This window comes from Bacillus cereus group sp. BfR-BA-01330 (assembly GCF_022663885.1).
Taxonomy (GTDB): Bacteria; Bacillota; Bacilli; order Bacillales; family Bacillaceae_G; genus Bacillus_A; species Bacillus_A cereus.
Window position 1 is genome coordinate 324,824 of the sequence record NZ_JAKUGK010000008.1, and the last position, 26,574, is coordinate 351,397.

The following is a 26,574-nucleotide window of genomic DNA, read 5'->3' on the forward strand; positions in this document are numbered from 1 at the left end:
TTGTATAAAAATCACACGATTGTATTTAATTAACTTCTTATATAGCAATATATAGAAAACTTATTTAAATGAAGATGAGGAAAATTCGAATCTATATTTTTTAATAGGATGTTAATGATATTGAGTGAATGTATGTACTTGCTGCTTAGAAAATATTGATATGACATTGATATTTTCTGTTAAGTTTTTGATTACATGTTAATGTCAGTTGATATATTAATGTGAGTCGGCTTTATAAAACGTAATTTCGCTGTTTACATAACATTAATATGGAGGATTATATGTTAATTTTATGTGAATTCGAATGTATATAATGATTGTAAGATTTTTATGTGAAAACTTCGGATCTTTTGTAAGTAACTTTCTAGACATATTATGTTTCTGAAAATTAAGGCTATCCTAGGGGGTTATCTAAATGAAAGAGAGAAGAACTTAAATGCATATTATTAATTATAAAAGTTATCTATGGTGCAAATCCAATTGTTATTTAGAATTATTATGGGATTATTTTATAAAAATTAAACATGAAGAGGTATTGACATTTAATTTTTATAAAGATAATCTTGTACATGAATATTAATTGTAAAAGAGTTATATGCGAATAAATAAAATTAAAATTCTTGCTAAACGGACACACCGAAGGCACATAACCTGCCAATGGTGTGTCTTTTTTATTTTTGGGAGAGGAGTAAAAGGAAACTATGAATACGCACTTAAAATTTTCTGAACAAAGTCTTAATATTCATGGGGTTAAATTTTTTGATGGGCTATTAAACATCGTAAAACTAGAAAATGAAAGAAAAGAGTTACCATCTTCAGCTTTAGCTACTTACATCTTGCTTCACTTTGAATGCAATGATATAGGAATGCTACCACGTGAATTTCAAATAATGGATCTTGCTAAGAAAAGTGGGATTCCCTACACAACAATTTATACAGGTTTTCAAGTTTGTTTGGAGCGTAGACTCGTAAAAGAAACACCTGTTGGAAATCGTACTGTATATGAAATTGTAGATTATGCGTTGTATAACCACACTACTGCAGAAACTGTAAATATGACAGGTACATCGTTATCGTATTTCCGTATTCCATTTCACCTAACTCAAACAACGATAATGAGTAGTCTAGTAAAGGCTCGTGATAATAGAGGAATTATATTCCTGTTAGATTTAATCAATACATTTTCAAGAAAAGTGGGTATGGAGCATTATAAACATAAAATTGATGAGTTTCAGATTACAAGAAAGATGTCTTTCTTAAAAAAGAGATTAAATCGTAATGCAAAGAAAGTAAGACACTACATAGAAATTATTAACCCCATTGTGCAATTTACTGCAATTGATTCTAAAGAGAAGAAATCTAATAAAACAAGAATTACAAGTGTAAGAAAACAGGTAAAACAAATCATCATTGAGAAATTCAACGTGGTATTTTCTTTGAACTGCGTAATTGAGAATGATAAAAAAGAATTACATAGACCAGTAGCAAAGTGCAGAAAAGAAGCGGTGTCTCGTTTAAAACACATGGGACAGGCCTTACGAAAAAAAGATAAAGAAAATATAATGACCGCATTTAGACAAGAGATTGTTGATATTGCGATCTATTTACCAACAAAACAAAAACAAAGTGAATTACTAATTTACGCAATGACTTATGCATTAGATCAAGTTGAAAGTTGTATGAAACAGCAAGAAATATTCTCTATTCCAGCATTTATGCGTGTACAGTTTAGGGAAACCTGGATGTATTTTAAGGAAAAAAGCTTGTCTGTAGAAGAAAGGCACGATGCAATGATAACTTATTTTAAACAAAATGGTGTCTATCCGGACTTCATGTGATTTAAAAAAAATATATATAGCAACCCTTTTAAAAAATCACTTAATAACAAGGGTTATTTGGCATGTTCTTTAATTTGAAGACATGCTTTTTTATTTAGGAAAATATATCTATTAGCATTTTTACGGAAGTATATAATCGATTTATGCCATGTTTGGTTACGATTCAGCATGTTTATAATTCGATTCAATACTTGTGGTTATCTTAGTAATATTATTCTAAACTTGTGAATTCTGAGTAATATGGTATTTAACTTCTTAATTTGTGATTTCTATGATGTAGAACTTGTATGTAATGGGGATATTACGATAGTGAATTTAGCTTAATATCCAGGAACGTATGTAATACAAGGCTTTAAAGGTGTTTGCTGAATCTCTTTATAATTAATAATTGAGTTTAGTTATATATATTTCTTGTTGTTTTTATATAAAATACTTGTGATTATTTATATTTAATTACTTGTATTTTTTTAGATTAAATACATAGAAAAATAGAAAGAAGGAATAAATATAGGTTTCCAACGAGGTAATTAATCTATTGACTTTTAAAATTCATAGAGTTATTCTTGTACGTGAACAACAATTAACTAAGAGAAATATACAAATTAATAGATTTGATTTCTAGCTAAACGGACACACCGAAGGCACATAACCTGCCATCGGTGTGTCTTTTTTTTGTATAAATAACAATAAAAAGGGAGAATTTGAAACTATGAACGAAATTGTGAACATGAGTAAAGAACGATTTACAAAGTATTGTGAGGACAATGCAGCATTTGAGGAGAATATTAGTCGAATTATTAATCACTATTTTTTATTACTAGGGAATAAAGCAAATATCTTACAAGAAAGAGAATTTAATAACGAAATTGAAGAAAAAACGTTTAAAAATAATGTAAAGCGTTTTGAAACTCTATTCCCTGCAGCTGTTAAGAATGCATTTTTAAAAGGGTATCAATTATGCCTTGAATTTATACATCATCCTGAAACACAAATTCCTGAGAATCTATATACTGATCCTAATTTTATAAAAGATATTCCTTTTGCCTTAGCAAATGCATCTGAATATGAATTGTACGAAATCATTCGTACAGATGAAACACAGGAATTTAGTGTGTTTGCTATTCGAACATATGAGGGGATTCGTCCATTACTAGAACAAGTATTTTGCGAAGTTGCATTTACTGGTGCTGAATATGCTTTTGAACATGAGCGATTAGAAAAAGGACTTGAATTAAAGAAAGGTAATATTACCTCGTTAACCAAAGTTCCTGTAGATCGTCTTTTTGCAATTACGCCTTCTGTAAATGGAGTTGTTGTACATGCGGAACAACATTGCGAGATTTGGAATTTAAATTGGAATAGCAAAGTAACAATTGATAATCCTTTTATTGAGCTTGCTGAGGTTACATTTATTCATCAAACAAAAGATAGGATTCAACAAAATATTGAAGCTGGTGTTTTATACTACAGCATTCTTTATCTTGGTACACCTTTACATGAGATACAAAATCGATTAGAAATACGAGTAAAGCTAAATTCTGATTTTGGAGCTCCACGTACAATGGAACAAGTTGAAATTGAGTATATTTTGAATGAGATTATTGGGAGGGTTCATCTTGAGGCACAAATTCCAATTGAAAACATGATTTTAATTCAACGTTAGATTTTGTAGGAGGTTAACTATGGTGAAAAAAATCGTTTTAGCTATTAGCGATACTGTATATACGGCATATTTACGTGAGGATTTTATTGGTGCGGGATTTGAAGTAGCTGATAGTGATGTGATGCATATCAAGTATCTAGATGAAATTCTAGATACAGAACAGCCCGATATTCTATGTATTAATGACAAACGATTAAATATTGATGCGGGGCATGAAGAGAAACGTGAATTGATTATCTTACAGAAACTAAGAGATATTCGCTTTAATCGAGATATTCGTATTGTGGTATTTACAGAGCGCGAAAATGATGATGAGTTTTTGGCGAAACTGATTTATCTAGGTATCTATGACATTTTTAATTCTCGTAAAATTGATATTGATAATAAAGTCATCCCACAGCTGCTACAGGAGTCGGATATTAAAAATGTAGCAGAAATTGTAGGCGCAAGTCAGGCACCACAACAAACAAAGTTGACCGAAGTTCCTGTGGATGAGGAAGAAGAGGAAGTATCAAGTGAATTAGAGGAAGGTGGCAACAATGAAGCTTCCTCTAACTCCAACAAACTATTTAAAAAAAAGCAAAAGCGTAAGTTTGTTCCAGATGAGACACCAAAAGCACCTATTATAAAAAAACAATATAAATTGGCTTTTGAGCCGGTATATGAAAAACAAATAGGTATTGCTATTCCGAGAAGAACAATTGTTGTGGCCAGCATGAATAAAAGAAGTGGTGCAACTTTTGTTTCACATCTTTTAGCTGCTTACTTAAATGAACTACAGATTGATGTGAACTATATAGAGAATCTATATGATGATGGATATACGTATCCTTTATTAAAGGGATATACAGAAGCACCGGAAAACTATCGTAGTGAATTTATGTTGCAGCGATATAAGGAGATGCTACAGAAGGAATCTGATATATTATCAATTCCAAAATGGAAGCAAGGAAGAATAAATTATATCGTAAAGAATCCTATAGTGGACCAAGAGCTGAAAAACAAAACAAAGCAGGACTTTGACCATTTTATTAAGGTATTATTGGTTAACCAAGAAGCGCCTATATCTATTATTGATGCGGGGTACGATTGGGATGAAGATTTATACCATGAAATATGTGAAATGGCAGATTTTATTTTCTTTGTAGCAGAACCAGATCTGCATCAATTGCTAAAGATAGCGCATCCTCTTACACAAAAGGAGAGAAAGCTCGTTTCTTACTTAGCTTTAGAGAAAACGAGAATCATTGGGAATAAGTTTTCTCCTGCACTTTTAAAGCATGAAGTAGTAGAAGAATGTTTTGGAGATAAGGTATTAACTGCCTTATCACCATATGAGATAGAGGATGTATTTGAATCTCAATTAAAAAGTAGTACGTTACTATCTAGTCGGAACTATTATAAAGAGCTTGAAGGAATAATGAAGGAAATAGCAGATTTATTGCTGCCAAACCAATTGTTGAATCAAAAGAAAAGTTCCATTTTAAGTGGATTTCGATTTCGGAAGTCTGAAAATTAAGGAGGGGTGAAGAAGATGCAAAAATTTATTATAGGGGCCGCTTCAATATTATTATTTATTGGTTGTTTATTCTTAATAACAGATATGATTATTGGAGATACAACACACACAGATAATAAGTCTGCATTAGAACGTGCTGGAAGTACAGCAATGGATAAAGCCGTAAAAGTAGGTGTTTTACGAGCACAAGAAGAAATTGCTATTGAACCAGATATCGCAAAGAAAGAATTTGAAAAGTCTTATAAACAAAATGCAACATTTAAGGATCCTGCCTCAAAACGAGAGTTTTCTGTACATGCTGTACAAGAGCAACCTGCAATGATTGCGGTTGAAGGAGAGGCGGAAGCTGCTAGTTATACTAAACAATTTGATGAAAAGAAAGGCAACATTAAGAGTAACGCCAAACACATATTTATTTATGAAGCAGATTCTGACAACAAGAAAGCTGGAGGAAATGTGAAATAAATAAGAAAAAGTAGGTGTGTAAGAAATGCAAAATACAGTAACAACAGCGCTTTTTCTAACGCTTTCTTTATTATTGATAACTCTTATACCAGAAGGGGTACTGTATGGAATGCAGTTAGTAAAGGCACATGATTTTGCTTCCAGTACAGTAGAGTTAGCAGAACAAACAGGTGGTTTTCAGTACACATATGAAGGAAAAAACGTAAATCTAATTCCTGATATAGAAAAGAAATTGAAAGAGCAGAATATGGATGGATGGAAATATGAATATACTAAAGGGCGCGTAGATCATAATCAGCCATTAAATTTTAAGATAAAAGCTGAACATCACTTCTTTATTTTTAAAATGATAGGGATTGATAGTGTGAAAGCGCCAATATGGGCTAACAAAGATGGAATGGGACAAATCTATTTCCGTTGAAAATATCAATATGCATAAAAAAGGGGAAAAACTATACTGAAAAGTGTAGTTTTTTTACTAGAAATATATATTTATAAATAAATATATAAAAATACTTTACAAACCTATTTCTATATGGTGATATTTTCCATGTAGAAATAGGTTATAAAAAACAAATTTATAAATTTATATGTTAAATTATCTGGATTTTATATTTAAATTCGGTACAATAAAGGAATCTATGAAAAAACTAATATATTTGGAGGAACAAACAATGGCAAACAAATTTTTAAAAACAGCAACAGCATTAACAATTATGGGTACATCATTACTAGGAGCAGGAGCATTTACTGCTAAGGCTGATAACACAGACTCATTAAAATTCAATGATGTTCCAGCAAATCACTGGTCTACAAAAGCAATTTATGATTTAACAAACCGTAAAGTAGTGCAAGGGTACGGAAATAATATCTTTGGCTTTGGTGACAATGTAACTCGTGGGCAAGTTGCTCGTATGATTTATATGTACGTAAAACCAGCAGATGCAGATGCTAGCTTCAAAAATCCGTTTACTGATATTAGAGGACATTTGTTTGAAAAAGAAATCTTAGCACTTGCTAAAGCAGGACTTGTGAATGGCTTTGGTGATGGGAAGTATGGCCCAGATGATATTTTAACTCGTGAACAAATGGCACAAGTACTTACAAATGCTTTTAAATTTAAGGCAACGAAAACAACAAAATTTGCAGATGTTGATAAAAATTCATGGTCTTACGGTGCAATTAGTGCATTAGAGGAAAATGGAGTTACTATTGGTACAGGAGGTAATATGTATTCTCCAAAAATGTTTGTAACACGTGAAGCGTATAGTCAGTTCTTATATAACTCTATTAATGCAGTTGAAAAAGAAACAAAACCAGAAGTAAAACCAGACCCGAAACCTGAAACAAAACCAGAGGAAAAACCAGAAGTAAAACCAGACCCGAAACCTGAAACAAAACCAGAGGAAAAACCAGAAGTGAAGCCAGACCCAAAACCTGAAACAAAACCAGAAGAAAAACCAGATCCGAAACCTGAAACAAAACCAGAGGAAAAACCAGAAGTGAAGCCAGACCCGAAACCTGAAACAAAACCAGAAGAAAAACCAGATACAAATTTACCATCAAGTATAGATAAAGCTTTAGTTACAGAGGAAGTTACGTATAATCCAAACGCTATGAAAAATCCAATGGCTCAAAAATCAATTTCTACAGAAGCGCAAAATCTTATCAAGAGTGTGAATGCTAAATATGGCACTAACCTTAAGTATGCAGATTTAAATGGAACTATTAGAATAATTGACAAAAACATGTATTTACCAGAAGGTACAATTGGGGCACAAGTCTACGTTAATGCAACTAGTGAGAATGATTTTAAAATTATTTTCTTAGATAATAACGAAGCAACTATTGAATTAGCTAAAAAGTGGACTACGATGTTAAATTCTGATTTAGTTCTAGATAAAGAAATTCAAGAAACTGTAGATGCTCAAGAAATTAATAACTATGAAAAAGGAAACTATAAGATTCGTGTAGGGCATTCTACAGCTGACCACATGATGTACATTCAAGTGCGTGTATAATATCATTGCAATTAAATGTTTCATTTGATATATTGAAATATGTAATATAACAATTAATGAATAAATTTGATTTATTTACGTAAAGGACACACCTTACGTACCTCCCAAGGTACAGGTGTGTCCTTTTTTATGTTTAAAGGAGGGATTTTATGAAACTGAGAAAAAAAATATTATTAACCTGTACTTCTTTAATTTTGTTATTACCGTCAGTAGCAAGTGCGGGAAATAGTGATGTACCATTTTATGATGGAAATGAAACTACGATTTTAGCATCAGATGAATTACAATTAAAGGGAAAACTACTTAGGTCTGGCAGTAGCTATAAGCCAAAAGAGTTTGCATATAAAGCTGATATACATTTTCCTGCTGTTTATAATGGTTCTTTTAATTGGGGGAATCCAAGGGAAAACCTTATCCAAAATGAAGACCATTCAGACCCTTATGTGCGTATATCAAATGACGGCTACATTAATCCTTTAGTTGTAGTGGGAGATAGAATGGTAACTGAAGTGGAGAGAATTACAAATAGCATAATTACAGATAAATATTGGGGTAACTCTCAGTTTGTTTTAAAATATTTAATTCCACATAAGATTACAAATCAAGAATCCTATGAATCTTATGGTCATTTCTATTGGATTAGGGACATTGCCTATCTTTCTGGCGGATATGCAGGGGCTGGTGGTGTAAATGATGTGAATAGGTATAGCCTGTGGTATGTACGCACAAGTAAACCTCAAATAAAAGATTTTAAAGCTACGAGTGGGAAAAAAGATATGCCCGTAAAATTAACATTTAATGGTTTTGAATATGTAAGTAAAAATAAAGGATACAATGACCGGGATCCTAATGGAACAACAATAAACCCTTATCAAAAAGCTGCTGGAGAACGAAACCGAGTTAAATGGATGTTAGATATTACAAAAGATGGTGAAACTGTGTACCATCAAGAAAATTACCTGCGTTCAACTCCGCAAAAAGATAATCAAAAACCAAATGAGGGTGATGCAGGGCAATTTAAGTCAGAAGAACTCAAGTGGCAGCCACAACTGTGTGGCCGATATACTGCGAAAATTAAAGTTCTTGATGCTGTTCAGAGGGAATCAAACGAGAAAACTGTTGATTTCAATATAGATGGTAACTGTGGTACTGAAGTAACGCCTAACCCAGATCCAGGCGATGAAGATGACTTTAAATATAAAATTGACTTTTCTAGTGACAGAATCGAAGGAGAAACAGCAAGAGAAGGAAAAAATATAAAAACAAGAATAGATGTCTCGCGTGATAATTTTAAACCAGAACGTGACCAATATAGAGAAAAGGTAAATAACAATATTAATAAGTCCCAGCAAGAAGTAAATAGTTCTGAATCCGATAGAGATAGTGCGCAGTCTAGTCTTAGTTATTGCCGTCGTAATCCAATTCATGAGGTAGATGCCGACGGGAAGGATCACTACTATGATAGGGACTGCTCTTGGGAAGAAAATAGACTGGACAGTGCAGCAAGTAGGCTAGATACAGCAAGGCAGAAGTTAGAAAAAGAGAAAAACAAAATTAAAAAGTTAGATGCACTAGAAGCAAAATATGCAAATTCTGAAACAATAGTTGTGCTCAAGCATAACGGACAACAAGTAGCATCAGAAAAGGTAAGATTAACTGAGGGGGAAAAGAAAACTTTGAACCTTGGCTGGCAACATAAGGGGAAAGGAACAATTCAGGCAGAAATTAACCCTGTTGGTAATCGGCTAGATATAGAAGAAACCACATACAAAAATAATCCTATTAAAACAGCTATCTATGCACCATCTCATGAAAAAGGGATGTGCGGAGTAACGAGTGTAAAAGGTGTGGTAGAAACAGTAAGTGAACGTGTGTTTAAAGAAGATACAATTGGAGAAATGTACTATGAAACATTGAGTGGAAGTATGGATAGTTTAGCACCATCTAAGCTCCATGCTGGGTATGGTTTTTCTTATGAAGTAAACGGAAAATACAAAAATGATTGGGATGCCAATTATCCAGGTGTATTTACAAAAGCAACTACACAATATCCATTTGCAGACGAAGGACTAAAAACAACACAGGATTTAGAGAGTGTTTCTAATAATGGCTTAACATCAAAATTTCTACCTAAAAATATGTATTTGTCTGAAGTAACAGGACATGTCTTCGATAGTAAAAGACCAACTAAGTCTTTATATTGGGATGGGCAAGAAAAAATTATTGATGGCCAACGTAAATGGTATGCGCCATTAAAAACGAAAGATGGAAAATATACGTTCAATGTTGAAACAAACCCAGCAGGTGTGAATGAAATGAGTTTGTGCCTGACAAATGAAGTGGAAATTAAAGGTGTTGCGTACGATGATTTCAAAAAGAGAAGGGTACTTGCGGATCTTCCATTCCCTGTGCAAACACCAGGTTGGAATTGGGTTGGAAAGGAAAATATTATTACTGATTTGTCAAATTGGTACTATATGAAGAATAGAAATTAGTTAAATAGTATTGTATAATGACTTGAATCGACAAAAGTATATAATCCTTCTTAAACTAGTAGCTGAATGGATAAACCAAAGGCACACCCCTTAATGGGGTGTGCCTTTTTTCATAGAAAGGGGAAATTTGAGTGGATAAAAAGAAAAAGCAGTGTGTGAGACGAGTGATTTTTCTTGGAGTAATGGCAATGATAGTATCTTTATATATTGGAAATGAATTTCAGGATCGAAATGGGACAAGTTATGCTCCTGCAAAGTATTTTGAAACAGGAACAAAATTGATTTCGTTTTAATAATAATGTCTTTTTGATCAACTATCGCGGATAAATCTGCATGACATGTACAATAGTTGATGTTATAATAAGTGTAGAAGTATTATAACAATAGTTTTAGCATAAACTAAAGAAGATGAGATGCTCCAACATCTCGCCTTATGTAACTGTTACCGCAAGGTGGCTAGTTGCTAAAAAAGTTTATTTTTTCTTAGAACCGCCCTTCACACGCTTGTAGGCATTGTGGGTGGTTTTTTTCGTTTTTTGTCGCTTTTTTTGTGTTTTCTTCCAAGACTTTGAGAGGTATTTACCTACTCGTTTTGCAAAAAACACAGCGACTTCTCTAGCAATTACTTTTAAAATTTCAATTGCTATTATGAAAAGTATTTCCATGCGATCACCTCCTTTCTCCATAAAATGAAAGAGAAAGGATAGCAACCGACCACCCTGAAATATGCAGTTAAGTTAGACTAATTTCACAATATTTATGAGCTGATTAATAGCTTAAAAACCTTGATATGACAACCTTTTTAAGGTTTTTTAAGTTTTGGAATCAGAGATTTAAAATGGTAAAAATAATATTTTTTTTAGAAATGATTGACATGAAACTCTATATATCATAATATTGAAATTGTAATATTAAAGAAAACAAATCCAACATTTTCATATAGACTTTAGATTAGCTAAAAGGACACACCTAAGGCGCATTATGCCATAGGTGTGTCCTTTTTTTGCGTTTAAAGGCTACATAAGGAGGAATACAAACATTGAAGCCATCTAAGTTTCAAAAGAAGCAGATTGTTGCGGTAGGTCTAGCCGCTGCAACAGTAGCGGGTATCTATGGATACAATCATTTCGCAGTAGAAAATGCTGTAAAACCAACAAAGATTGTTGTAGCCGCAAAGGATATACCTGCGCATACAGAAATTAAAGAAGATATGCTAGTGGAACGAACTTTACCTGGTGATGCGATTCCCCCAAATGCATTACGTGTAAATAAAAAAGAGGTTGTAGGTAAGTGGACAAATGATGGGCAGCCAATTACAGAAAATAGTTATCTTTTTAAAAATAAAGTAGTAAAGAAAGAGGAGTTACCGGACTCTGCTATTTTAAATTTGAAAGATGGAGAAGTTGCTTTCCCGTTACTCGTTGATTTGGAAACAAGTTCAGGGAATAGTATTATCCCAAATACGTATGTGGACTTGTATTTCAAACAAGTTGTGAAAGAAGGAGACAATGAGAAGGTTGTCTTTGGTGGTCTGTTCCAACGTGTACGCGTGACGGCTGCAAAAGATAGCAACACAGAAGATGCATTTGTGCTAGAAAAGAAAGAGTCAAAAGAGGAACAAGAAGGAAAACAAAAGCCGAAAGTAACGCGATTATACACACTGGCGGTTTCACCTGAACAACTTCAATACTTAAATCGTGCAAAAACACTTGGAGATGTCATTCCTGTTGCAGTTGGGCAAAAGGTGGAACAAACAGGGAAAGAATTAGAACCAGCTGAAGGATTCTCACAAATATCTGATCAAAAGAACATTTTAGACTATGTAGAGAAGCATTCGACTAATCCAATTTCTAAAAATGTAAAAGAGTATGTAGCACAGTATCTGAACGAATCCAAGTAAGAAAGGGGTTATTAAGATGGAGCGGCAAGGAAGAATCATTGCCTTTTATGCAACAAACGAAAATGTAGGGAAAAGCACATTAAGTATTGCAATGGCAAATGAATTAGCTCATTTAGGGAAAAAGGTGCTTTATGTTGAAGCAGACCAAGTAAGACCAAGCTTTGCAGTTGGAACTGGTCTGAGCCACGATAGTAAAAATATCTTAGAGCTTGTGAGAAAAGAAAATGAATACAATCTCTCACAGTATATTTGTACCAAGCAAGATTTATTAGAGAAAAAAGTGAATCCAAGGTTGATGCAAAAATTGCATGATAAGATGGATTTTCTGGTGTTTCCATCAGGTTATAACTTAGCTCAATTGCCAGAGATTCAAAACAAAGAACTGTTTGTAACTACATTTATAGAATCACTTGTAGGTACAGAATACGATTTTATCATTCTATCAGTACCAACTGAATTATCTGAGGTTCTGAGTTATCCAATCCTATACCAATCAGACCTTGTTGTTCATGTGTTAAACGGCAACCCTCGTGGTGCAATAGCGATTAAAAGAGAATTACAACTACTAGAAGAAGCAAAGCTAACATTGCCTCGTATGATTCATGTTTTAAATATGGGAGATGAGGATTATGTAGAAGATATTGAAAAGCTTTCTTCACAAAAAATTGCGGTGACAATTCCGTATGACGGGGATCGTACGAGTTATGAATGGGGGATGCAGTTTGGTTCCCCGCAAATTAATACAAAGGTCCATCACATTATGGAAGCAGCTGGTCTTGATATTCCAACCAAGCATACATCCTCTATGAAAAAGGGTCTCTTTGGTTTACGAAATTAAAAAGGGAGGCAGTAGTATGTGGGGCTATTTACAGGGAAAACAAGTCGCCTTAAAGCGAAATCGAGTTGATTTATATCATTTTGGTTATATGATTCGTTCCAAATCAGCTCGAAAGTTAGGAACAACTACAGCTCAACAAATTAAAGATATAACAGATGAAATTCGTGCATTTTTAGTTAAAGAACATCGTGATATCTTAAGTGAATCTTTTATGAATAAGGAAAAAAAAGCAGCTGTAGAGCAAATCATCAAAAGTTTTTTATTAAGTAATCAAGTCGTCATTTCAGAAGTACCTTCTGAACAGTTACTGAACATGGTGTGTGACGATATTGTGGGATTTGGAATTATTCAACCTCTGATTGATGATAAAGATGTAACAGATATTTATATTAATGGCGTAAAAGAGATTATATACGAAAAAATTGGTGAGGGAGAATGCAACTACAAGTATCGATATGAAGCTGAAGAAGATGTAAAAGCCTTAGCTTATAAGATGGTAAACAGTACGTCAGAATCACTTAATACAGCAAAGCCATCTGTCGACTGCGTGTTCCCTTATATTCGTATCAATATCGCCTTAGATGAGATTGCTGGACTTGGTACAACAATTACTATTCGTAAGAATGCAGATCATCTTCGTGCCTCAGAAGAACGTATGTTATCTACAAATCAAGCATCGAAAGAGATGCTGGACTTTTTGGCAGCAGCTGTGAAAGCCAAAATGAATATTTTAATTGCTGGAGCAACAGGAACAGGGAAAACCGAGTTTATGAAGTACCTCGCTTCTCATATACCAAAGAATGAACGTACTCTTGTAGTGGAAGATAATCCTGAACTCTATTTACATCGCATATTTCCAGAGCATCATTTTGTTCCGATGCAATGTAGGGCATCCGAAGTTGAAGAAAATGCAATTGATTTTGATAGATTGTTAACAAATGCTTTACGTCAAGGACTAAAGAGATTACTTGTAGGGGAATCGAGGGGGGGAGAAGCCCTGAAAATGATTAACTTCTTCCAAACGGGACACTCTGGTTCTACCTCTGTCCATGCAAGAAGTGCAAAGGAAGCAGTAAGACGTTTAATGCTTATGTGTCTACAAAGCGGTGCGAATATTGGTGCTCAGTATTTATATGAATTAATTTCACAGACATTTGATGTGATTGTCTTTTTCGAAAAGAAAGATGATGGGAATCGTTATATTACAGAGATGATCGAATTATTGGATTATCAAGGTGATATACAATTTAATCAACTTTCTCAGTTTATTCCGACATACGAGGAACATGATGAAATGAATGAAAGAGTAGGAAAGATTCATGGCCAGCATAAAATTACAGCAAGAATGTCAGCCGAAATGGAGAGGAAATTCCGTTCTTCTTCTGTAAACCCAGCTCTTTATGCACCATTCCTTTCACAACAGGAGGTGCAGTATGCATAGTTTGTTAGCTTATGGATGTATATTATTAATCTTTATTAGTGTAGTATTGCTTGTTTTACTTTTTGCGAAATCTAAAGGTTCTGCTCTTTCACAATTTGTACAAGAAAATGAGAAAGAAGAAAGGCGCTTGGAATTAAGAAATATTAAAGGCATACGAATATATCTGCCACAATCTGTTATCCAAGAAGCCCAAAAGTACGAGTGGAAATTGACGAAAAGCATGTACTGGGTATATACGATTCTTTCCGGAATGAGTATAGCAGCAATATTCTACTTTTCCTTTGGAAGAGATTCTTTTACGCTGATTTCTGCTTTATGTGGATTTTTAGTTCCAAGATTTCTTCTCTATCGAAGAAAAAAACGTTACTACTTGGTTGTCATTGACCGTCTCTCTATTTATATGAAGGCAATAGCGAATGCGCTTCAAATTAGTAATAACGCTAAACGCGTGTTAGTACAAGTAAAGCCAATGATGCATGAGAGTATTCAAGAAGAAATAGAAAAAGTTTCTCTTTTATTAGAAGGTGGAACTACAATGCACCGTGCATTTAAAGGATTCAATGAAACTTTTAATTTTAGAGAATTGGTTTTCTTCCATGAAATGTTGGAAGTGTGTAGTCAAGAAGGCGGGGCGAATTCAGTACAAGTCTTATTAGATATTGCAGAAGATTTCGAAAAACAAAAGCTATATCTGGCAAGATTACGTTCTAGTTTGTCACAAGCACAACGTGCGTTTGTACAGAACTGCTTAATCGTGATTGCCATGCCGATTGTGATTATGTTGATGTCAAAAGAAGCATATGGATTTTTAGCAGGTTCTATGATGGGGAAAATTGCATTAGCGGTAAATATGTTCATTGTATTTTTCTTAGCAACCCGTGTAGAAAAGATTGCAAATTATAATCCAACAGAAAGAGGGGAATAAAGTGGCTACGATTTTAGCTTTAGTGGTATTCGTTGTCATGTACTGGGTATTCTCTACCTTTCTACAAAGTAAAAAAGACAGCGGTAGCCTACTTACAAACTATGTAGAAAATGCAAAACGAATTGAAAAAAAGAATTTAAATCAAATGATGCTCGCTCCCTTCCAGTCGTTATCACATAAGTATCTGACAGAAGAAAAGAAAGAGCAGATTCAGAAGAAATTAGAAGAAGCTGGTTTGGATACGAAACCAGAAGAATATTTGAAAATGAAGGTTGCGTATCCCGTCATTTTCACCTCGGTTTTCTTGATATGTACGGTATTTCATGATTACTACTTATTTAAAGTGGGTGTTTTGATTTCACCACTGCTCTATTTCTATCCTGATTATCTATTAAAGAAAAGAATCAAGCAGGCGATAGAAGCTAGGAAGTTCGAATTACCAGAGTATCTAATTCCACTGCTGCAGTTGTTAAAAACACATACAACATTAGAAGCAGTAAAAAAGGCGCAGATATATGCTGGAAGACATCTTCGACCGTATGTATCTACACTTACAGCGGAATTAGAAATGTATGCGGGTTCGGATCAACCATTTAGAAACTTTGCAGCAGCCTTAAATGGTCCAGAAGTAAATACCTTTACCATTGCATTGCAACAAGCACAAAAAACGGACAAGGTACAGAGTCTTCGTATTATGGATGCACAGATTAAAATGATGCGTGAGTTAAAACATGAGAACTATAACCGTCTCATTCAAAATAAGCCAATGGAAATGAATAAATTTAACGTAGCTGTTATTGGATGTATTGTGATTTATCCAATGGTTATTGTTATTCAATCTTTAATGCAAGGATTTGCAAGTATATAGAAAAACATTATTCAAAATGGAATAGGTAAAGGAGCAAAATATATGTTAACGAAAATGAAGAATTGGTTAAAAAATGAAGACTCACAATTATCATCAGAAAATGGTATGTTAATCGCCTTGGCGGTAATTATTGTGCTAGTAATTGGACCATTTGTATGGAAAGCAATCCAAGGTGGCTATGATACAATTCTAGCTCGATTCACAAAAGCATCAAGCAATGCAGATGTGAATACTTGGAACAAGTAATAAAAGTTTTAGGTTAATGATGTTTATTATGTATAGCTCAAATAAATGGATAAGGGAGATTCAGTCATGTTAGCAAAAATGAAAAATTGGTTAAAAAATGAAGATTCACAGTTATCATCAGAAAATGGTATGTTAATTGCCTTGGCGGTCATTATCGTATTAGTAATTGGACCGTTTGTATGGAAAGCAATCCAAGGTGGTTATGATACGATTCTGGCACGATTTACAAAAGCATCAAGCAATGCAGACGTAAATTCTTGGAATAAGTAATAAAAGATTTAAATAGTTAAGTTCTTATTTTAGTAAATTCTTAAAATTGATATATAAAGGAGACGAAATGCGATGTTAGCAAAAATGAAGAATTGGTTAAAAAATGAGGATTCACAGTTATCATCAGAAAACGGTATGTTAATCGCTTTAGCGGTAATTATTGTATTAGTAATTGGGCCATTTGTATGGAAAGCAATCCAAGGTGGTTATGATACAATTCTAGCTCGATTCACAAAAGCATCAAGCAATGCAGATATAGATTCTTGGAATAAAAAATAAATATAAAAATAAACGAGGGGGCTACTCTAAAAGTGGTTCCCTTTTTTACACAGTATTTTTATATGAAATTAAGAGGGGAGTAAAGAAAATGAGCCTGTATATCATGGGATTATTTCTAAGTTATATGGTACTTAATGTATTTACCGACTTAAAGTATAGAAAAACAAAAAATATATGGCATATTATTTTTTTAATAGTAGGTTTAGGTATCACGTATTTTGCAGGAATACGAACGGGAAAAGAGATTGTAATTGTACTAACTATGGCCTTAGTATGTGGCTTATTGTTAGAGACATTTAAATTTTCTTCACCCGGTGATACGAAAATGCTGGTGGTGGTAGCCTTATATGTTAGCAATGTAGTAGAAGAATCGGCTATGCTTACCGCAATTACATTAACAGCTTTCCATTTACTATTCTTTTGGATTGCTAGTGTTTATCGAATAATTAAAATTTTAGGGTTTGTAGGAGCGATTAAAGACCAATTGGAGCATGCTGCGTCTATATTTGGTGTGAAACTACCTAAGAAAGAAATAAAGCTAATACAGAGTTTTCCTGGGGCTTGTTCTATTTTACTAGGGGCGATGGTTTATATTGCGTTTACTATCTATCAAAATGGAGGTATCTTGGCTTGAACAGTAGAATCATTCATCAAAGAGAAACCTATATTTACTTTACAATTTTTGCGCTAATAGGCGTTATTATTTTAAACATGTTTATTAATATATTGTTTGTATTAGAATATCCTTTACTAATAGGATTAATTGTGCAGGTTATCTTGTTGCAGAAGATAAAGAAGCCATTTTATCGGAGCGGGAAAGAATTAACAGAACAGTTAAAACTAAAAAATATGTTTCTAGTAGAATCAAATATTTTAGGAGATGAAGAAGGAACAGTTTATGAGGTGCATCAAATGCCTTTTACAATCTCTAATGGATTAATTAATAAAGATAAGACTTATAAAGTGATAAAACAAGAGTATGAGAGAAAAGTAAAAGAGGATTTAACGAAAATTTCTAAATGGCAAGTTACAACAAAAGCTAGACTTGTTACGACAACTCATTTTCGTTTATATACAATTTGGCAGAAAAATAGTACAGGCTATCAGCTAAAGAAGTTAGAAGATTGTATAGATCCATATGCCAAGATGAACTTTATTCAATGGATAATTGCTTCATTCTGTACGACTGGCCGTTTAAAGTATGATAAGAAGCCTAAAGAATGGGAAAGTTACGAATGGATAACTTTAAAATAAAAAGACAAAAGTTATAATACTTTTGTCTTTTTTTCTTGTTATTTCTTCTAACAGTTTCGTGAACTATACATGATTTTTAGCGAGTTCTATAAATGCATGATATTTTGTTACATCACTAATATCAAGTCCGAAATCGAAAGCATCTATTTCTGCATGATAAGCGTAAGATACTAAACCAAAATCTTTATGTGACTCAGGGAAGTAAATAAGTACTTTTGCATTTTTATAGTCTTTTAAATTTAATAATCCATAAATTTTAATGATTAGATATTTGCCAATTCTATTAATTGCACTTGTTCCGCTTGTGACGTTAGAAATCTCATCATAAATGTGTAATGTATGATTTTCACTGTCGACGAATAATAAAAAATGATTGCAACCCATATTGTGGAATTTTTCTGTAACTAGGTGATATTGGTTTTCAAGGCTTCCCTTGCTTCTTTAACATATATGGAAGAACAGGGTTTACAATTAAGAGAAGACCTTTGGAGCAATTCACGATACTTAAATGATAAATTACAGGAGAATGGTTTCAATTTATCATTTTAGCCATGAAGACTCCTTCCTCAAGGAGCGTGAAGGATCACAGCCCAGTGAGTAGGTGGGAGATGAATTGACTTCGAACAAGAGGTGGCAGGAAGCCATCTTCATTGTTCGATATACATAAAGTGTTACTTCACTATCCACCGAATTTACGTTCGGTATATAATAGTCATATACCGAAATGGAGGTGAATCAAATGATAATTAATAAAGCCTATAAGTTTCGTATCTATCCAAATCAGGCACAAGCAATTCTAATTAACAAAACGATAGGTTGTTCTCGCTTTGTATTCAATCATTTCCTTTTCCTATGGGATCACGCATACAAAGAGACTGGAAAAGGTTTAACATATGGTACATGCTCTGCCAAACTTCCTGCCATGAAGAAAGAGTTTGTTTGGCTCAAAGAAGTGGATAGTATTGCGATTCAGTCTTCTGTTCGCAATCTTGCGGATGCGTATACACGATTTTTCAAAAAACAAAATAGTGCCCCGCGTTTCAAATCCAAGAAGAACAACGTACAATCTTACACTACAAAACAAACAAATGAAAACATTGCCATCGTAGGAAATAAAGTGAAATTGCCAAAACTAGGTCTTGTTCGATTTGCCAAAAGTCGCGAAGTAAAGGGACGTATTGTAAATGCTACGGTTAGACGCAACCCTTCTGGTAGATATTTTGTGTCACTATTAGTTGAAACAGAAGTACAAGAACTTCCGAAAACACATTCTTACATTGGGATAGATGTAGGACTAAAAGATTTCGCCATTTTGTCAGATGGAACACCCTATGAAAATCCGAAGTTTTTCCGATCATTAGAAGATAAGTTGGCGAAAGCACAGCGTATTCTTTCTAGAAGAATGAAAGGATCTTCTGGCTGGAATAAACAACGAGTAAAAGTAGCTAGAATTCATGAATACATATCAAATGCTAGAAAAGATTACTTGGACAAAATCTCAACTGAAATCATCAAAAACCACGATGTGATCGGTATAGAGGATTTGCAAGTATCAAATATGTTAAAGAATCATAAGTTAGCAAAAGCGATTAGTGAAGTATCTTGGTCACAGTTTCGAACCATGTTGGAATATAAAGCAAAATGGTATGGCAAACAAGTCATTGTCGTATCGAAAACATTTGCTTCCAGCCAATTATGTTCTTGTTGTGGATATCAAAATAAAGACGTTAAAAATCTAAACCTACGTGAATGGGACTGTCCTTCTTGTCGTACACACCATGATAGGGATATTAACGCAAGTATCAATATAAAGAATGAAGCAATAAGGCTTCTAACCGCAAGGACTGCGGGGTTAGCCTAACCAATTAGAGTTCGATAGAACTCTTTACTTAGGAATCCCTCACTTCTAAACGAAGTGAAAGTGGGGGTAGTTCAATAGATACTGTAAGCCAAATTGTCCCTGTTCTAGTTGGAGATGATAAAAAAACAGCAAGCGTCATTTCATGGTTGATGGAAAAAGGATTGTTTACCGCAGCTTTCATTTCTCCAGGTGTTCCTGTAAATAAGGGCCGATTACGTATTGGTGTTACAAGTAGCCACTCGATTGAAGAATGTCAAAAAGTAGTTGATTTATTAATAGAGGCTAAAGAAATCTTTGAATTTTAATTCCTATATTTTCTAACTATCGTTGTAAAAGATGATATACTTATACATACAGATAGTTATGATACCATCAGTAATATTAGCTCATTTACCTCAAACTGATGGTATCATTATAAATATATTAATTAAAAAGGATGCGAATCATGGAGAATTACGAATGCAAAAACAGAGAAAACATTCTCGAACAATTTAATTTGGCGACTCCCATTTTCCAAGCATTGGGCGATGTAAATCGGCAGCAAATTATTATGATTTTACTTAAAACAGATGGATTAAATGTAACTCAAATAACAGAGCAAATGTCAATTTCTAGACCTGCAGTATCTCATCATCTAAAAATACTAAAACAGGCAGAATTGGTTAGACCAAAGAAACATGGAAAAGAAGTATATTATTCTTTGACAACCAGCAATTTTGTAATTTATATGAAAGAATTAGTATCTGCGATTGAAGCAGGATATTAATTTTTTTAATTAACATGTTTATAAGTTTGAACATATGAACATGTTGTGTACGCTATTAACAAATAGGAGGTACAAAGATGCAAAACCAAAATCATTCAAACAAAATTTATTTCTTACTTTTATTAGTTCCTTTGTTTTGGGGTGGTTCATTCTCAACAGCTGAACATGTCGTAACAGAAATTCCACCTCTAGTTGCGGCTACACTTCGTTTCGGTATCGCGGGTGTCATCCTTATGGTGTATTTAACACTTAAAGCAGAATGGGGTATGGGATCTATTAAGAAAAGATGGAAAGGATTATTATTAGTCGCGTTAACTGGTATTTTCGGGTATAATGCTCTTTTCTTTTTAGGTGTACACTATACATCTGCAATCAATGGTTCATTAATCATTGCAACAATGCCAATATTCGTTACACTAGGTTCTATTCTCTTTTTAAATGAAAAATGGAACAGTAAGGTTGGAATCAGTTTATCGTTATCTTTAATCGGTGTGATTATTGTTATTACAAAAGGATCACTTGATATGTTACTTTCCTTAGCATTTAATGTGGGAGATTTACTTTTTTTAGCTGCTTTAGCATGTGGCGTTATTTATGGTTTAGTAGGTAAAGCTGTTATGAAAGATGTTTCGCCTTTATTTGCAACTACGATTATGACTGTCATGGGCTCTGTTTTTTTAGCAATCTCTTCCTTATATGAAGGTGGCTGGGACAAAGTACCAAGTATGTCTGCACAAAGCTGGTTAGAAATGTTTTATATGGTTGTATGCGGTACGCTTGTTGGATATATTATTTTTAACAAAGGTGTAGAGCAAATTGGTGCAAGTAAAGCGAGTATGTATCTAAATCTTACACCAATCGTGACGACTTTAATTTCTGTAGTGCTCTATGGATCAGTCATGAGTTGGAAAGAAGTAATTGGTATGATATTTGTACTAATTGGGGTATACATTGCTAATTCAAAACCAGCAAGTTCAAGTAAGAAAGTTGCCCTTAATGATTAAAGGGATTGGTATAGATATTACAGAGATTGAAAGATGGAAAAATAAAAAGATACTGCAAAAATTATTCACGGAACAAGAAGTAATGTGGGCAAAAGAGAGTTACATCAACTATTCAATCATGTGGTGCATCAAGGAAGCATCAGTAAAAGCACTCGGTACCGGTTTTCAAAAGAACACCATGTGGAAGGATATAGAGATAGTAAACATTGATGGGAAATACGAAATACATTTCAGCACTGCAGCAAAACAAAAATGCCATATAAAAGCAAAAGATCAATTCCATATTGATGTGACAAGAAACGATACGAGTGTGATAGCACATGTAATGTGGACTAATACTCATTTGGTATAAAGTTAATATTGGATTAGCACCACATCGCTATCAAGCTAAGATTTTAAAGTCTCCCCTAAACGGAAATCTTCTTTCTCTACAGGTAGTTACTTTGAGAAGATAGCTCATCTTTTTCGTTTTGGGGGCGCTTATTTTTTTGTTGATGGTGATTTGGCGGGCTCCTATAAAAAAAGACACCCTAAGGTGCCTTCCTCTAACTTGAACCACGTTCATTTAGTATAAACCCATCCGTATTATCCCTTTGTTATACGTGTAAACACATCCTATAAAACAGAATCGTCAATATACACCAGATTGTTAGTTCACAAAGTACAAGAGATTTGAAATCAGTATTAGAGTGACGCCACACCTTTTATAATTATCGATATGTTACGCCTTTCAAAAGAATCTGCTTTATAGAATGTATCCACAATTTATATGTTACTATATGTAATATTTATTTGGTGTAATTTTTATGAATATGTATAATTGCATAAAGTTTATGAAAAAATGAGAGTATAATTTGGTATTGTGTAATAAAGATAAGGCCCACCTACGGAAATAGGTGGGTTTTTTTATCTCATTGCACAAAAGGGAAATTCTATTAAAACCATAGCATATTTCTATAGCTATTATATTGAGAAAAAAGAAAAGACACCCAAATAAGAGTGTCTTTTTCCATAGTTTTTAGCAGAAGCAAGAAGCTCCAACAATAATTAATAAAATAAATAATACAACTAATAAAGCAAATCCTCCTGCAAAGCCACAGCCGCCACCGCAGCTACCACCAAAGCCCATAATAATTCCTCCTTTAAAGAGTAGGAGAAAAATAAGGAGTCACTCATGTATTTTAATGGATTCAAATTACTTTATGTTTTTATGGATTAAATGAGCATGGCCCTTTGAAAATAAAAAAAAGACGCCATAAAGCGCCTCCCATTTGGGTAAATAAGAAGTAAGGTTTCCATTTTAATTGAAAAAAATAGAACAGGAGCTTAGATTTTATCACGATTTTTTGCTGAATGAACATGCATTATTACATATCACTATAAATACCTCTATTTTCCATTTGATAAAATTAATTACAAATATTGACAAAATTTAAATAAATATTTCTACAAATTCAAAATATTTACAAAAATCACAAAAGTGATACATTTAAAGTGCAAGTTATAAAAAATTATTAAAGGGGGATTTATTATGTTCAAAAAATTAGTAGTTGGGGCTTTAGCGACAGGTATTGCATTAACAGGAGGAATTGGTGCTGCATCAGCAGACATAGCAACTAAACCAAATGAAACAATACAGTTCACATGTAAATATGACAAAACTACTGATGGTAAGTACAAAAAAGAAGAGAGACAAAAATCTGAATACTTCAGTAACACTAAAACTGAGCAAGCTTGTGGCGGAACAATCGTCTGGTATTTAAAAGGAATTAAGTACGTAAACGACAATGGCGGGGAGTATGTTGCTTATTATGAAGGATGGATTAAATAGTTAGTATACATTTCATTCTATAAAAGGCACTTTAAGCAAAAAAACTATAATAAGCTGTCCATATGGGCAGCTTATTTACATAGAAAAGACACCCTAAGGTGCCTTCCTCCGACTTGAACCATCTTAATTTTATTGTGTTGTTATTATATAAGAAAAGAAGACATGGATTAAGATGTCTTCTTTTACTTGTACACTTGGTGTTAAGAAGGTATTTATTGCTTAAAAACCATAAAAAATATAACAATCATCGAGTAAACCTATTATAGCATCAATAAATAGAGTTTTTATATGCATTTTTACATATATATAGATTTATTTATGTTTTATCTATATAGTTAAATTGTCTGTTTCTTGTTTTAATTCGTTTATTTATTTTGAGTGCTCCAGTAATGGAGCCTTTTTTTATGCAATAAAACATTTTCTTACCATTACTTAGTTGGTCTATATTAACTTTATCCTCTTAAATTATATCTATATTTTACCAAATGATTATATAGATAACCAGTTTTTTCTAATAATCTAGTGGATTGATAATTTTCATGTTATTTGTTAATTTTTATAGGAAAATTTATCATGCAATGAAGATTGAGAAATCAAGAATTATAAAAAACTTATAGTATCTTTAGGAAAAATATATTTCTCATTCGTATATTAATATGTTATAATTCAATCTCTAAAACTACCCAAAAAGGACTGCCAGTAATGGTGGTCTTTTTTATATTGGTGAGATTGTACTAGTATGATAGAATAGAATTAACTGTATATTGTGAGGGTGATTGGTTATCCCTTCTTTCCATTTGGAAGGAAAGGGGGTGATATACCTATGGAGTTTTTGTTTGAGCTTCTAAAAGAATTTGTGAAAGCCATTGTACGTGAAGTGTCTGCGTATGTTTTTAGGAAACAAATTTTAGAAAAAGATAACAAAAAACCCACTCCTCGTCGCCGTCGGAAGCAAAAGGGTGGGTTTCGTAAAAAATAAATGATATAACCACCACCCTGACGGTAGCAGTTATTAGAAGAGATGTTAGCGCATCTCTTCTTTTATTATATACACAAGCTATTACTGTAATACTACTACAGTAATTATATCAAACGTACATAAAAAATCAATGAGCACGTAATAGATATAATGTACAAAAGAAAAGATACGCAAAGGTGCCTTTTTTCAATTTATTACATCCCTAATTGATTGTAAATTGATTTGAATACGTGAATTCACCACGATATTTAATTGCAGCGACATAAGTACCGCTTGTATAGCTATCTGTGATAGGGGTTTGCCAAATTTCTGTTCCAGGAATAAATTCTGGTTCTATTGTTTGGAATCGTTCTAGGGTACCGTTTGTGTGGATTTTAAAAATTTTCATTTGCGCACCAAAATGTTCTCTACCGAAGTGCTGTGTTAAGTAAAATATATCACCAGTTATTAAATTCCCAATCTTCCAATCTGGTTGATATGTACTTTCCTCTGAATTTTGTAAATCCACAATGTTTTTAAATCCCCAATCATCATTAAGTGGATCTGAGTAAGCTGCAGCTGCTTGTGAGGTAGGATTACTCATTTCTATTGCAGTAAAACCGCTAAAAGTTAACGCCCCAATTAATGCTAATTTTCCTAACTTCATTATTGTTTCCCCCCTATTAATTTTTGTGATTTTTAAAACCAAAAATCATACACACATAATAATATAATCTACTGTATTATATTTCAAATATTTTCTAATAAAATCCATAAGTAAAAAGGCACTCCAAAGGTGCCTTCCTCCGACTTGAATCACTTTAATTCTAATAATATGTATTGGACTCCCATTCAAGTATCATTTTTCTCAATGAATAATTGGTATATTTTAGGGTGTTTTTTACTATTTTTATGTTAAGATATTTTGGTTGATATTCATCTTATTTTAGGAGGTTGGAAGATCTGTTACATGCTTTTCATATGGATTTTAGTTTCTATACAGAAAATATAAAAGTTTTAGGGTTATTAGGGAATTCTACGCGATTATCAATTGTTTGTAAATTGATTACATATGGATCGTTGTCAGTTTCTGATTTAAGTAAGCAAACAAGAATTACAGAGGATTTGATTGTACAACATTTGCGTAAATTAGCCTTTGGAAATATTGTAATTAGTGAACGTATAGGGAAAAGGCTTTATTTTAAAATAAAAGATAATAAAACAATTGAGATTATTAAGGTATTAGGGTTACAGAGTTAAATTTAATCATTTGTATCCTCAAAAAGGGACACCTACGGACATAGGTGTCCCTTTTTGAGGATATACGAAAATCTCTGTATCAACTTTCACTTAAAAATATAGGAATACACTTTCAATTTTCTTGCAATTTTGTATAAATATTTATAATTATAGAAATAGTTTGAAAATTTAGGATTGATATGTAAAGATTAGAGAGGTAATTTACAAAAATCGAAAGGGGATTTGATATGAATACAAAGTATGTTATTAATCCAAAATGTTTTCGGTTTAAAGTATTAAGTTTAGTTGCAGTTTTAATGATTACTATTTGTACATTTTTTGTAAGTGGAAATACAACCACTTTAGCTGCTACATCTACACCTGTATATTTAAGTGACATGTTGACTCCGATTTCTGTTGTAGGAGATATAGAGAAAATAAATCCTAATTATTCTTCGTATAATAAAAACCAATCATTTTATAAAACGAAGTTATCTATTAATGGTGTGCAATATGACAAAGGAATTGGCTCACATACAAATAGTACAATTAAGTATAATTTGAATGGACAGTATTCTAAATTTACAGTAGATGTAGGAATAGATGATCAAGTAGCAGCTGGTCATGGTTCTGTGAATTTTGTGATAATCGCTGATGGTAAAATTCTGTATATAAGTCCGGTTAAAAAATCTCACAATCCAGCTGAACATGTAGAAGTAAATATTGCAGGGAAAAATACACTTGAGTTAGTTTCGTATAATGCTAATGATAATATTGACAATGATCATGCTGACTGGGCGGATGCAAAATTGTTTACTCAATGAGTACAATATATTACTAAACTATAATTTACTAAAAAACTCCCTTAGTTATTTGAGGGAGTTTTTTAGTCA

General features: G+C 33.0%; 31 protein-coding genes. 27 read left to right on the forward strand and 4 right to left on the reverse strand.

Annotation, left to right across the window (positions count from 1 at the left end):
- Nucleotides 1–701: 701 nt before the first annotated feature.
- The 8 genes from MR112_RS23225 to MR112_RS23260 all read left to right on the forward strand — a co-directional run bounded on the left by MR112_RS23225 (nt 702) and on the right by MR112_RS23260 (nt 10,294).
- Nucleotides 702–1,838 carry a hypothetical protein gene (locus tag MR112_RS23225; RefSeq protein ID WP_242245471.1) on the forward strand — a complete coding sequence of 379 codons (1,137 nt, stop codon included), beginning with the start codon at nt 702–704 and terminating at the stop codon, nt 1,836–1,838.
- Between the two features lie 709 nt (nt 1,839–2,547).
- Nucleotides 2,548–3,501 carry a hypothetical protein gene (locus MR112_RS23230; protein ID WP_242245472.1) on the forward strand — a complete coding sequence of 318 codons (954 nt, stop codon included), beginning with the start codon at nt 2,548–2,550 and terminating at the stop codon, nt 3,499–3,501.
- Between the two features lie 19 nt (nt 3,502–3,520).
- The gene (locus MR112_RS23235; RefSeq protein WP_242245473.1) at nt 3,521–5,020 is read left to right on the forward strand and encodes a hypothetical protein; all 1,500 of its coding nucleotides are present in this window, start codon (nt 3,521–3,523) and stop codon (nt 5,018–5,020) included.
- 15 nt (nt 5,021–5,035) lie between these two features.
- Nucleotides 5,036–5,485: a hypothetical protein gene (locus MR112_RS23240; RefSeq protein ID WP_242245474.1), complete on the forward strand. Its 450-nt coding sequence runs from the start codon at nt 5,036–5,038 to the stop codon at nt 5,483–5,485.
- 25 nt (nt 5,486–5,510) lie between these two features.
- Nucleotides 5,511–5,906 carry a DUF4320 family protein gene (locus MR112_RS23245; protein ID WP_084065966.1) on the forward strand — a complete coding sequence of 132 codons (396 nt, stop codon included), beginning with the start codon at nt 5,511–5,513 and terminating at the stop codon, nt 5,904–5,906.
- Between the two features lie 253 nt (nt 5,907–6,159).
- Nucleotides 6,160–7,506 (forward strand): S-layer homology domain-containing protein, encoded by a 1,347-nt coding sequence (locus tag MR112_RS23250; RefSeq protein WP_242245475.1) that lies wholly within the window; start codon nt 6,160–6,162, stop codon nt 7,504–7,506.
- A gap of 149 nt (nt 7,507–7,655) precedes the next feature.
- Nucleotides 7,656–10,001 carry a hypothetical protein gene (locus MR112_RS23255; RefSeq protein ID WP_242245476.1) on the forward strand — a complete coding sequence of 782 codons (2,346 nt, stop codon included), beginning with the start codon at nt 7,656–7,658 and terminating at the stop codon, nt 9,999–10,001.
- Between the two features lie 131 nt (nt 10,002–10,132).
- Nucleotides 10,133–10,294 carry a hypothetical protein gene (locus MR112_RS23260; protein ID WP_242245477.1) on the forward strand — a complete coding sequence of 54 codons (162 nt, stop codon included), beginning with the start codon at nt 10,133–10,135 and terminating at the stop codon, nt 10,292–10,294.
- A gap of 180 nt (nt 10,295–10,474) precedes the next feature.
- Here the strand turns inward: MR112_RS23260 and MR112_RS23265 are convergent, their stop codons facing one another.
- Nucleotides 10,475–10,666: a hypothetical protein gene (locus tag MR112_RS23265; protein WP_242245478.1), complete on the reverse strand. Its 192-nt coding sequence runs from the start codon at nt 10,664–10,666 to the stop codon at nt 10,475–10,477.
- 374 nt (nt 10,667–11,040) lie between these two features.
- On the opposite strand from MR112_RS23265, the gene cpaB reads away from it, so the two are divergent.
- The 10 genes from cpaB to MR112_RS23315 all read left to right on the forward strand — a co-directional run bounded on the left by cpaB (nt 11,041) and on the right by MR112_RS23315 (nt 18,022).
- Nucleotides 11,041–11,901 (forward strand): Flp pilus assembly protein CpaB, encoded by an 861-nt coding sequence (gene cpaB / locus MR112_RS23270; protein ID WP_000804792.1) that lies wholly within the window; start codon nt 11,041–11,043, stop codon nt 11,899–11,901.
- Between the two features lie 16 nt (nt 11,902–11,917).
- Nucleotides 11,918–12,739: a CpaE/TadZ family protein gene (locus MR112_RS23275; RefSeq protein WP_242245479.1), complete on the forward strand. Its 822-nt coding sequence runs from the start codon at nt 11,918–11,920 to the stop codon at nt 12,737–12,739.
- A 16-nt stretch (nt 12,740–12,755) separates the two neighbouring features.
- The gene (locus tag MR112_RS23280) at nt 12,756–14,180 is read left to right on the forward strand and encodes a TadA family conjugal transfer-associated ATPase (protein WP_242245480.1); all 1,425 of its coding nucleotides are present in this window, start codon (nt 12,756–12,758) and stop codon (nt 14,178–14,180) included.
- Nucleotides 14,173–15,105: a hypothetical protein gene (locus MR112_RS23285; RefSeq protein ID WP_242245481.1), complete on the forward strand. Its 933-nt coding sequence runs from the start codon at nt 14,173–14,175 to the stop codon at nt 15,103–15,105. The genes MR112_RS23280 and MR112_RS23285 overlap by 8 nt, the downstream gene beginning before the upstream one ends.
- Nucleotide 15,106: 1 nt before the next feature.
- Nucleotides 15,107–15,973, forward strand: coding sequence for a hypothetical protein (locus MR112_RS23290; RefSeq protein ID WP_242245482.1), 867 nt, complete (start codon nt 15,107–15,109; stop codon nt 15,971–15,973).
- A 42-nt stretch (nt 15,974–16,015) separates the two neighbouring features.
- Nucleotides 16,016–16,219 (forward strand): hypothetical protein, encoded by a 204-nt coding sequence (locus MR112_RS23295; protein ID WP_000956355.1) that lies wholly within the window; start codon nt 16,016–16,018, stop codon nt 16,217–16,219.
- A gap of 66 nt (nt 16,220–16,285) precedes the next feature.
- Nucleotides 16,286–16,489, forward strand: coding sequence for a hypothetical protein (locus tag MR112_RS23300; protein WP_000879955.1), 204 nt, complete (start codon nt 16,286–16,288; stop codon nt 16,487–16,489).
- A gap of 72 nt (nt 16,490–16,561) precedes the next feature.
- Nucleotides 16,562–16,768, forward strand: a complete 207-nt coding sequence (locus tag MR112_RS23305; protein ID WP_000879952.1) for a hypothetical protein — start codon at nt 16,562–16,564, stop codon at nt 16,766–16,768.
- 88 nt (nt 16,769–16,856) lie between these two features.
- Nucleotides 16,857–17,402, forward strand: a complete 546-nt coding sequence (locus tag MR112_RS23310) for a hypothetical protein (RefSeq protein WP_242245483.1) — start codon at nt 16,857–16,859, stop codon at nt 17,400–17,402.
- Nucleotides 17,399–18,022 (forward strand): hypothetical protein, encoded by a 624-nt coding sequence (locus tag MR112_RS23315; protein WP_242245484.1) that lies wholly within the window; start codon nt 17,399–17,401, stop codon nt 18,020–18,022. Before MR112_RS23310 ends, MR112_RS23315 begins: the two co-directional genes overlap by 4 nt.
- Nucleotides 18,023–18,085: 63 nt before the next feature.
- Here MR112_RS23315 and MR112_RS23320 read toward each other — a convergent pair whose 3' ends face one another.
- Entirely contained in the window at nt 18,086–18,406 is a 321-nt protein-coding gene (locus tag MR112_RS23320) for a hypothetical protein (protein WP_242245485.1), read from the reverse strand.
- 355 nt (nt 18,407–18,761) lie between these two features.
- On the opposite strand from MR112_RS23320, the gene tnpB reads away from it, so the two are divergent.
- From tnpB to MR112_RS23345, 5 genes are all read left to right on the forward strand, one after another.
- Entirely contained in the window at nt 18,762–19,883 is a 1,122-nt protein-coding gene (gene tnpB / locus MR112_RS23325) for an IS200/IS605 family element RNA-guided endonuclease TnpB (protein ID WP_242245486.1), read from the forward strand.
- A gap of 149 nt (nt 19,884–20,032) precedes the next feature.
- Nucleotides 20,033–20,188, forward strand: coding sequence for a hypothetical protein (locus MR112_RS23330; RefSeq protein ID WP_242245487.1), 156 nt, complete (start codon nt 20,033–20,035; stop codon nt 20,186–20,188).
- 140 nt (nt 20,189–20,328) lie between these two features.
- On the forward strand, nt 20,329–20,649 hold the full coding sequence (locus MR112_RS23335; RefSeq protein WP_044306992.1) for an ArsR/SmtB family transcription factor: 321 nt from the start codon (nt 20,329–20,331) through the stop codon (nt 20,647–20,649).
- 77 nt (nt 20,650–20,726) lie between these two features.
- The gene (locus MR112_RS23340) at nt 20,727–21,653 is read left to right on the forward strand and encodes a DMT family transporter (RefSeq protein WP_044306991.1); all 927 of its coding nucleotides are present in this window, start codon (nt 20,727–20,729) and stop codon (nt 21,651–21,653) included.
- Nucleotides 21,646–22,005: a holo-ACP synthase gene (locus tag MR112_RS23345; protein WP_242245488.1), complete on the forward strand. Its 360-nt coding sequence runs from the start codon at nt 21,646–21,648 to the stop codon at nt 22,003–22,005. Before MR112_RS23340 ends, MR112_RS23345 begins: the two co-directional genes overlap by 8 nt.
- 666 nt (nt 22,006–22,671) lie before the next feature.
- Here the strand turns inward: MR112_RS23345 and MR112_RS23350 are convergent.
- Nucleotides 22,672–22,782, reverse strand: coding sequence for a YjcZ family sporulation protein (locus tag MR112_RS23350; protein WP_000505681.1), 111 nt, complete (start codon nt 22,780–22,782; stop codon nt 22,672–22,674).
- Between the two features lie 402 nt (nt 22,783–23,184).
- On the opposite strand from MR112_RS23350, the gene MR112_RS23355 reads away from it, so the two are divergent.
- Together MR112_RS23355 and MR112_RS23360 are read left to right on the forward strand one after the other, a co-directional pair.
- Nucleotides 23,185–23,484 carry a hypothetical protein gene (locus MR112_RS23355; protein WP_061654822.1) on the forward strand — a complete coding sequence of 100 codons (300 nt, stop codon included), beginning with the start codon at nt 23,185–23,187 and terminating at the stop codon, nt 23,482–23,484.
- Nucleotides 23,485–24,307: 823 nt separating this feature from the next.
- Entirely contained in the window at nt 24,308–24,463 is a 156-nt protein-coding gene (locus MR112_RS23360) for a hypothetical protein (RefSeq protein WP_165362282.1), read from the forward strand.
- A gap of 202 nt (nt 24,464–24,665) precedes the next feature.
- On the opposite strand, the gene MR112_RS23365 is transcribed toward MR112_RS23360, so the two are convergent.
- Nucleotides 24,666–25,109 (reverse strand): DUF5065 family protein, encoded by a 444-nt coding sequence (locus MR112_RS23365; protein WP_242245489.1) that lies wholly within the window; start codon nt 25,107–25,109, stop codon nt 24,666–24,668.
- Between the two features lie 314 nt (nt 25,110–25,423).
- Here MR112_RS23365 and MR112_RS23370 point away from each other — a divergent pair, with 314 nt between their 5' ends.
- Nucleotides 25,424–25,702 (forward strand): ArsR/SmtB family transcription factor, encoded by a 279-nt coding sequence (locus tag MR112_RS23370; RefSeq protein WP_000347619.1) that lies wholly within the window; start codon nt 25,424–25,426, stop codon nt 25,700–25,702.
- Nucleotides 25,703–25,929: 227 nt separating this feature from the next.
- Entirely contained in the window at nt 25,930–26,505 is a 576-nt protein-coding gene (locus MR112_RS23375) for an NPCBM/NEW2 domain-containing protein (RefSeq protein WP_242245490.1), read from the forward strand.
- Nucleotides 26,506–26,574: the final 69 nt, after the last annotated feature.

Coding starts and splice junctions, on each gene's coding strand:
- MR112_RS23310 (WP_242245483.1), top strand. CDS start 16,857: ATGAGCCTGTATATCATGGGATTATTTCTAAGTTATATGGTACTTAAT.
- MR112_RS23320 (WP_242245485.1), bottom strand. CDS start 18,406: ATGGGTTGCAATCATTTTTTATTATTCGTCGACAGTGAAAATCATACA.
- MR112_RS23235 (WP_242245473.1), top strand. CDS start 3,521: ATGGTGAAAAAAATCGTTTTAGCTATTAGCGATACTGTATATACGGCA.
- MR112_RS23225 (WP_242245471.1), top strand. CDS start 702: ATGAATACGCACTTAAAATTTTCTGAACAAAGTCTTAATATTCATGGG.
- MR112_RS23275 (WP_242245479.1), top strand. CDS start 11,918: ATGGAGCGGCAAGGAAGAATCATTGCCTTTTATGCAACAAACGAAAAT.
- MR112_RS23230 (WP_242245472.1), top strand. CDS start 2,548: ATGAACGAAATTGTGAACATGAGTAAAGAACGATTTACAAAGTATTGT.
- MR112_RS23370 (WP_000347619.1), top strand. CDS start 25,424: ATGGATTTTAGTTTCTATACAGAAAATATAAAAGTTTTAGGGTTATTA.
- MR112_RS23280 (WP_242245480.1), top strand. CDS start 12,756: ATGTGGGGCTATTTACAGGGAAAACAAGTCGCCTTAAAGCGAAATCGA.
- MR112_RS23365 (WP_242245489.1), bottom strand. CDS start 25,109: ATGAAGTTAGGAAAATTAGCATTAATTGGGGCGTTAACTTTTAGCGGT.
- MR112_RS23245 (WP_084065966.1), top strand. CDS start 5,511: ATGCAAAATACAGTAACAACAGCGCTTTTTCTAACGCTTTCTTTATTA.
- MR112_RS23355 (WP_061654822.1), top strand. CDS start 23,185: ATGTTCAAAAAATTAGTAGTTGGGGCTTTAGCGACAGGTATTGCATTA.
- MR112_RS23300 (WP_000879955.1), top strand. CDS start 16,286: ATGTTAGCAAAAATGAAAAATTGGTTAAAAAATGAAGATTCACAGTTA.
- MR112_RS23255 (WP_242245476.1), top strand. CDS start 7,656: ATGAAACTGAGAAAAAAAATATTATTAACCTGTACTTCTTTAATTTTG.
- MR112_RS23360 (WP_165362282.1), top strand. CDS start 24,308: ATGGAGTTTTTGTTTGAGCTTCTAAAAGAATTTGTGAAAGCCATTGTA.
- MR112_RS23250 (WP_242245475.1), top strand. CDS start 6,160: ATGGCAAACAAATTTTTAAAAACAGCAACAGCATTAACAATTATGGGT.
- MR112_RS23285 (WP_242245481.1), top strand. CDS start 14,173: ATGCATAGTTTGTTAGCTTATGGATGTATATTATTAATCTTTATTAGT.
- MR112_RS23335 (WP_044306992.1), top strand. CDS start 20,329: ATGGAGAATTACGAATGCAAAAACAGAGAAAACATTCTCGAACAATTT.
- tnpB (WP_242245486.1), top strand. CDS start 18,762: ATGATAATTAATAAAGCCTATAAGTTTCGTATCTATCCAAATCAGGCA.
- MR112_RS23375 (WP_242245490.1), top strand. CDS start 25,930: ATGAATACAAAGTATGTTATTAATCCAAAATGTTTTCGGTTTAAAGTA.
- MR112_RS23240 (WP_242245474.1), top strand. CDS start 5,036: ATGCAAAAATTTATTATAGGGGCCGCTTCAATATTATTATTTATTGGT.
- MR112_RS23350 (WP_000505681.1), bottom strand. CDS start 22,782: ATGGGCTTTGGTGGTAGCTGCGGTGGCGGCTGTGGCTTTGCAGGAGGA.
- MR112_RS23295 (WP_000956355.1), top strand. CDS start 16,016: ATGTTAACGAAAATGAAGAATTGGTTAAAAAATGAAGACTCACAATTA.
- MR112_RS23340 (WP_044306991.1), top strand. CDS start 20,727: ATGCAAAACCAAAATCATTCAAACAAAATTTATTTCTTACTTTTATTA.
- MR112_RS23305 (WP_000879952.1), top strand. CDS start 16,562: ATGTTAGCAAAAATGAAGAATTGGTTAAAAAATGAGGATTCACAGTTA.
- MR112_RS23345 (WP_242245488.1), top strand. CDS start 21,646: ATGATTAAAGGGATTGGTATAGATATTACAGAGATTGAAAGATGGAAA.
- MR112_RS23330 (WP_242245487.1), top strand. CDS start 20,033: ATGGAAAAAGGATTGTTTACCGCAGCTTTCATTTCTCCAGGTGTTCCT.
- MR112_RS23265 (WP_242245478.1), bottom strand. CDS start 10,666: ATGGAAATACTTTTCATAATAGCAATTGAAATTTTAAAAGTAATTGCT.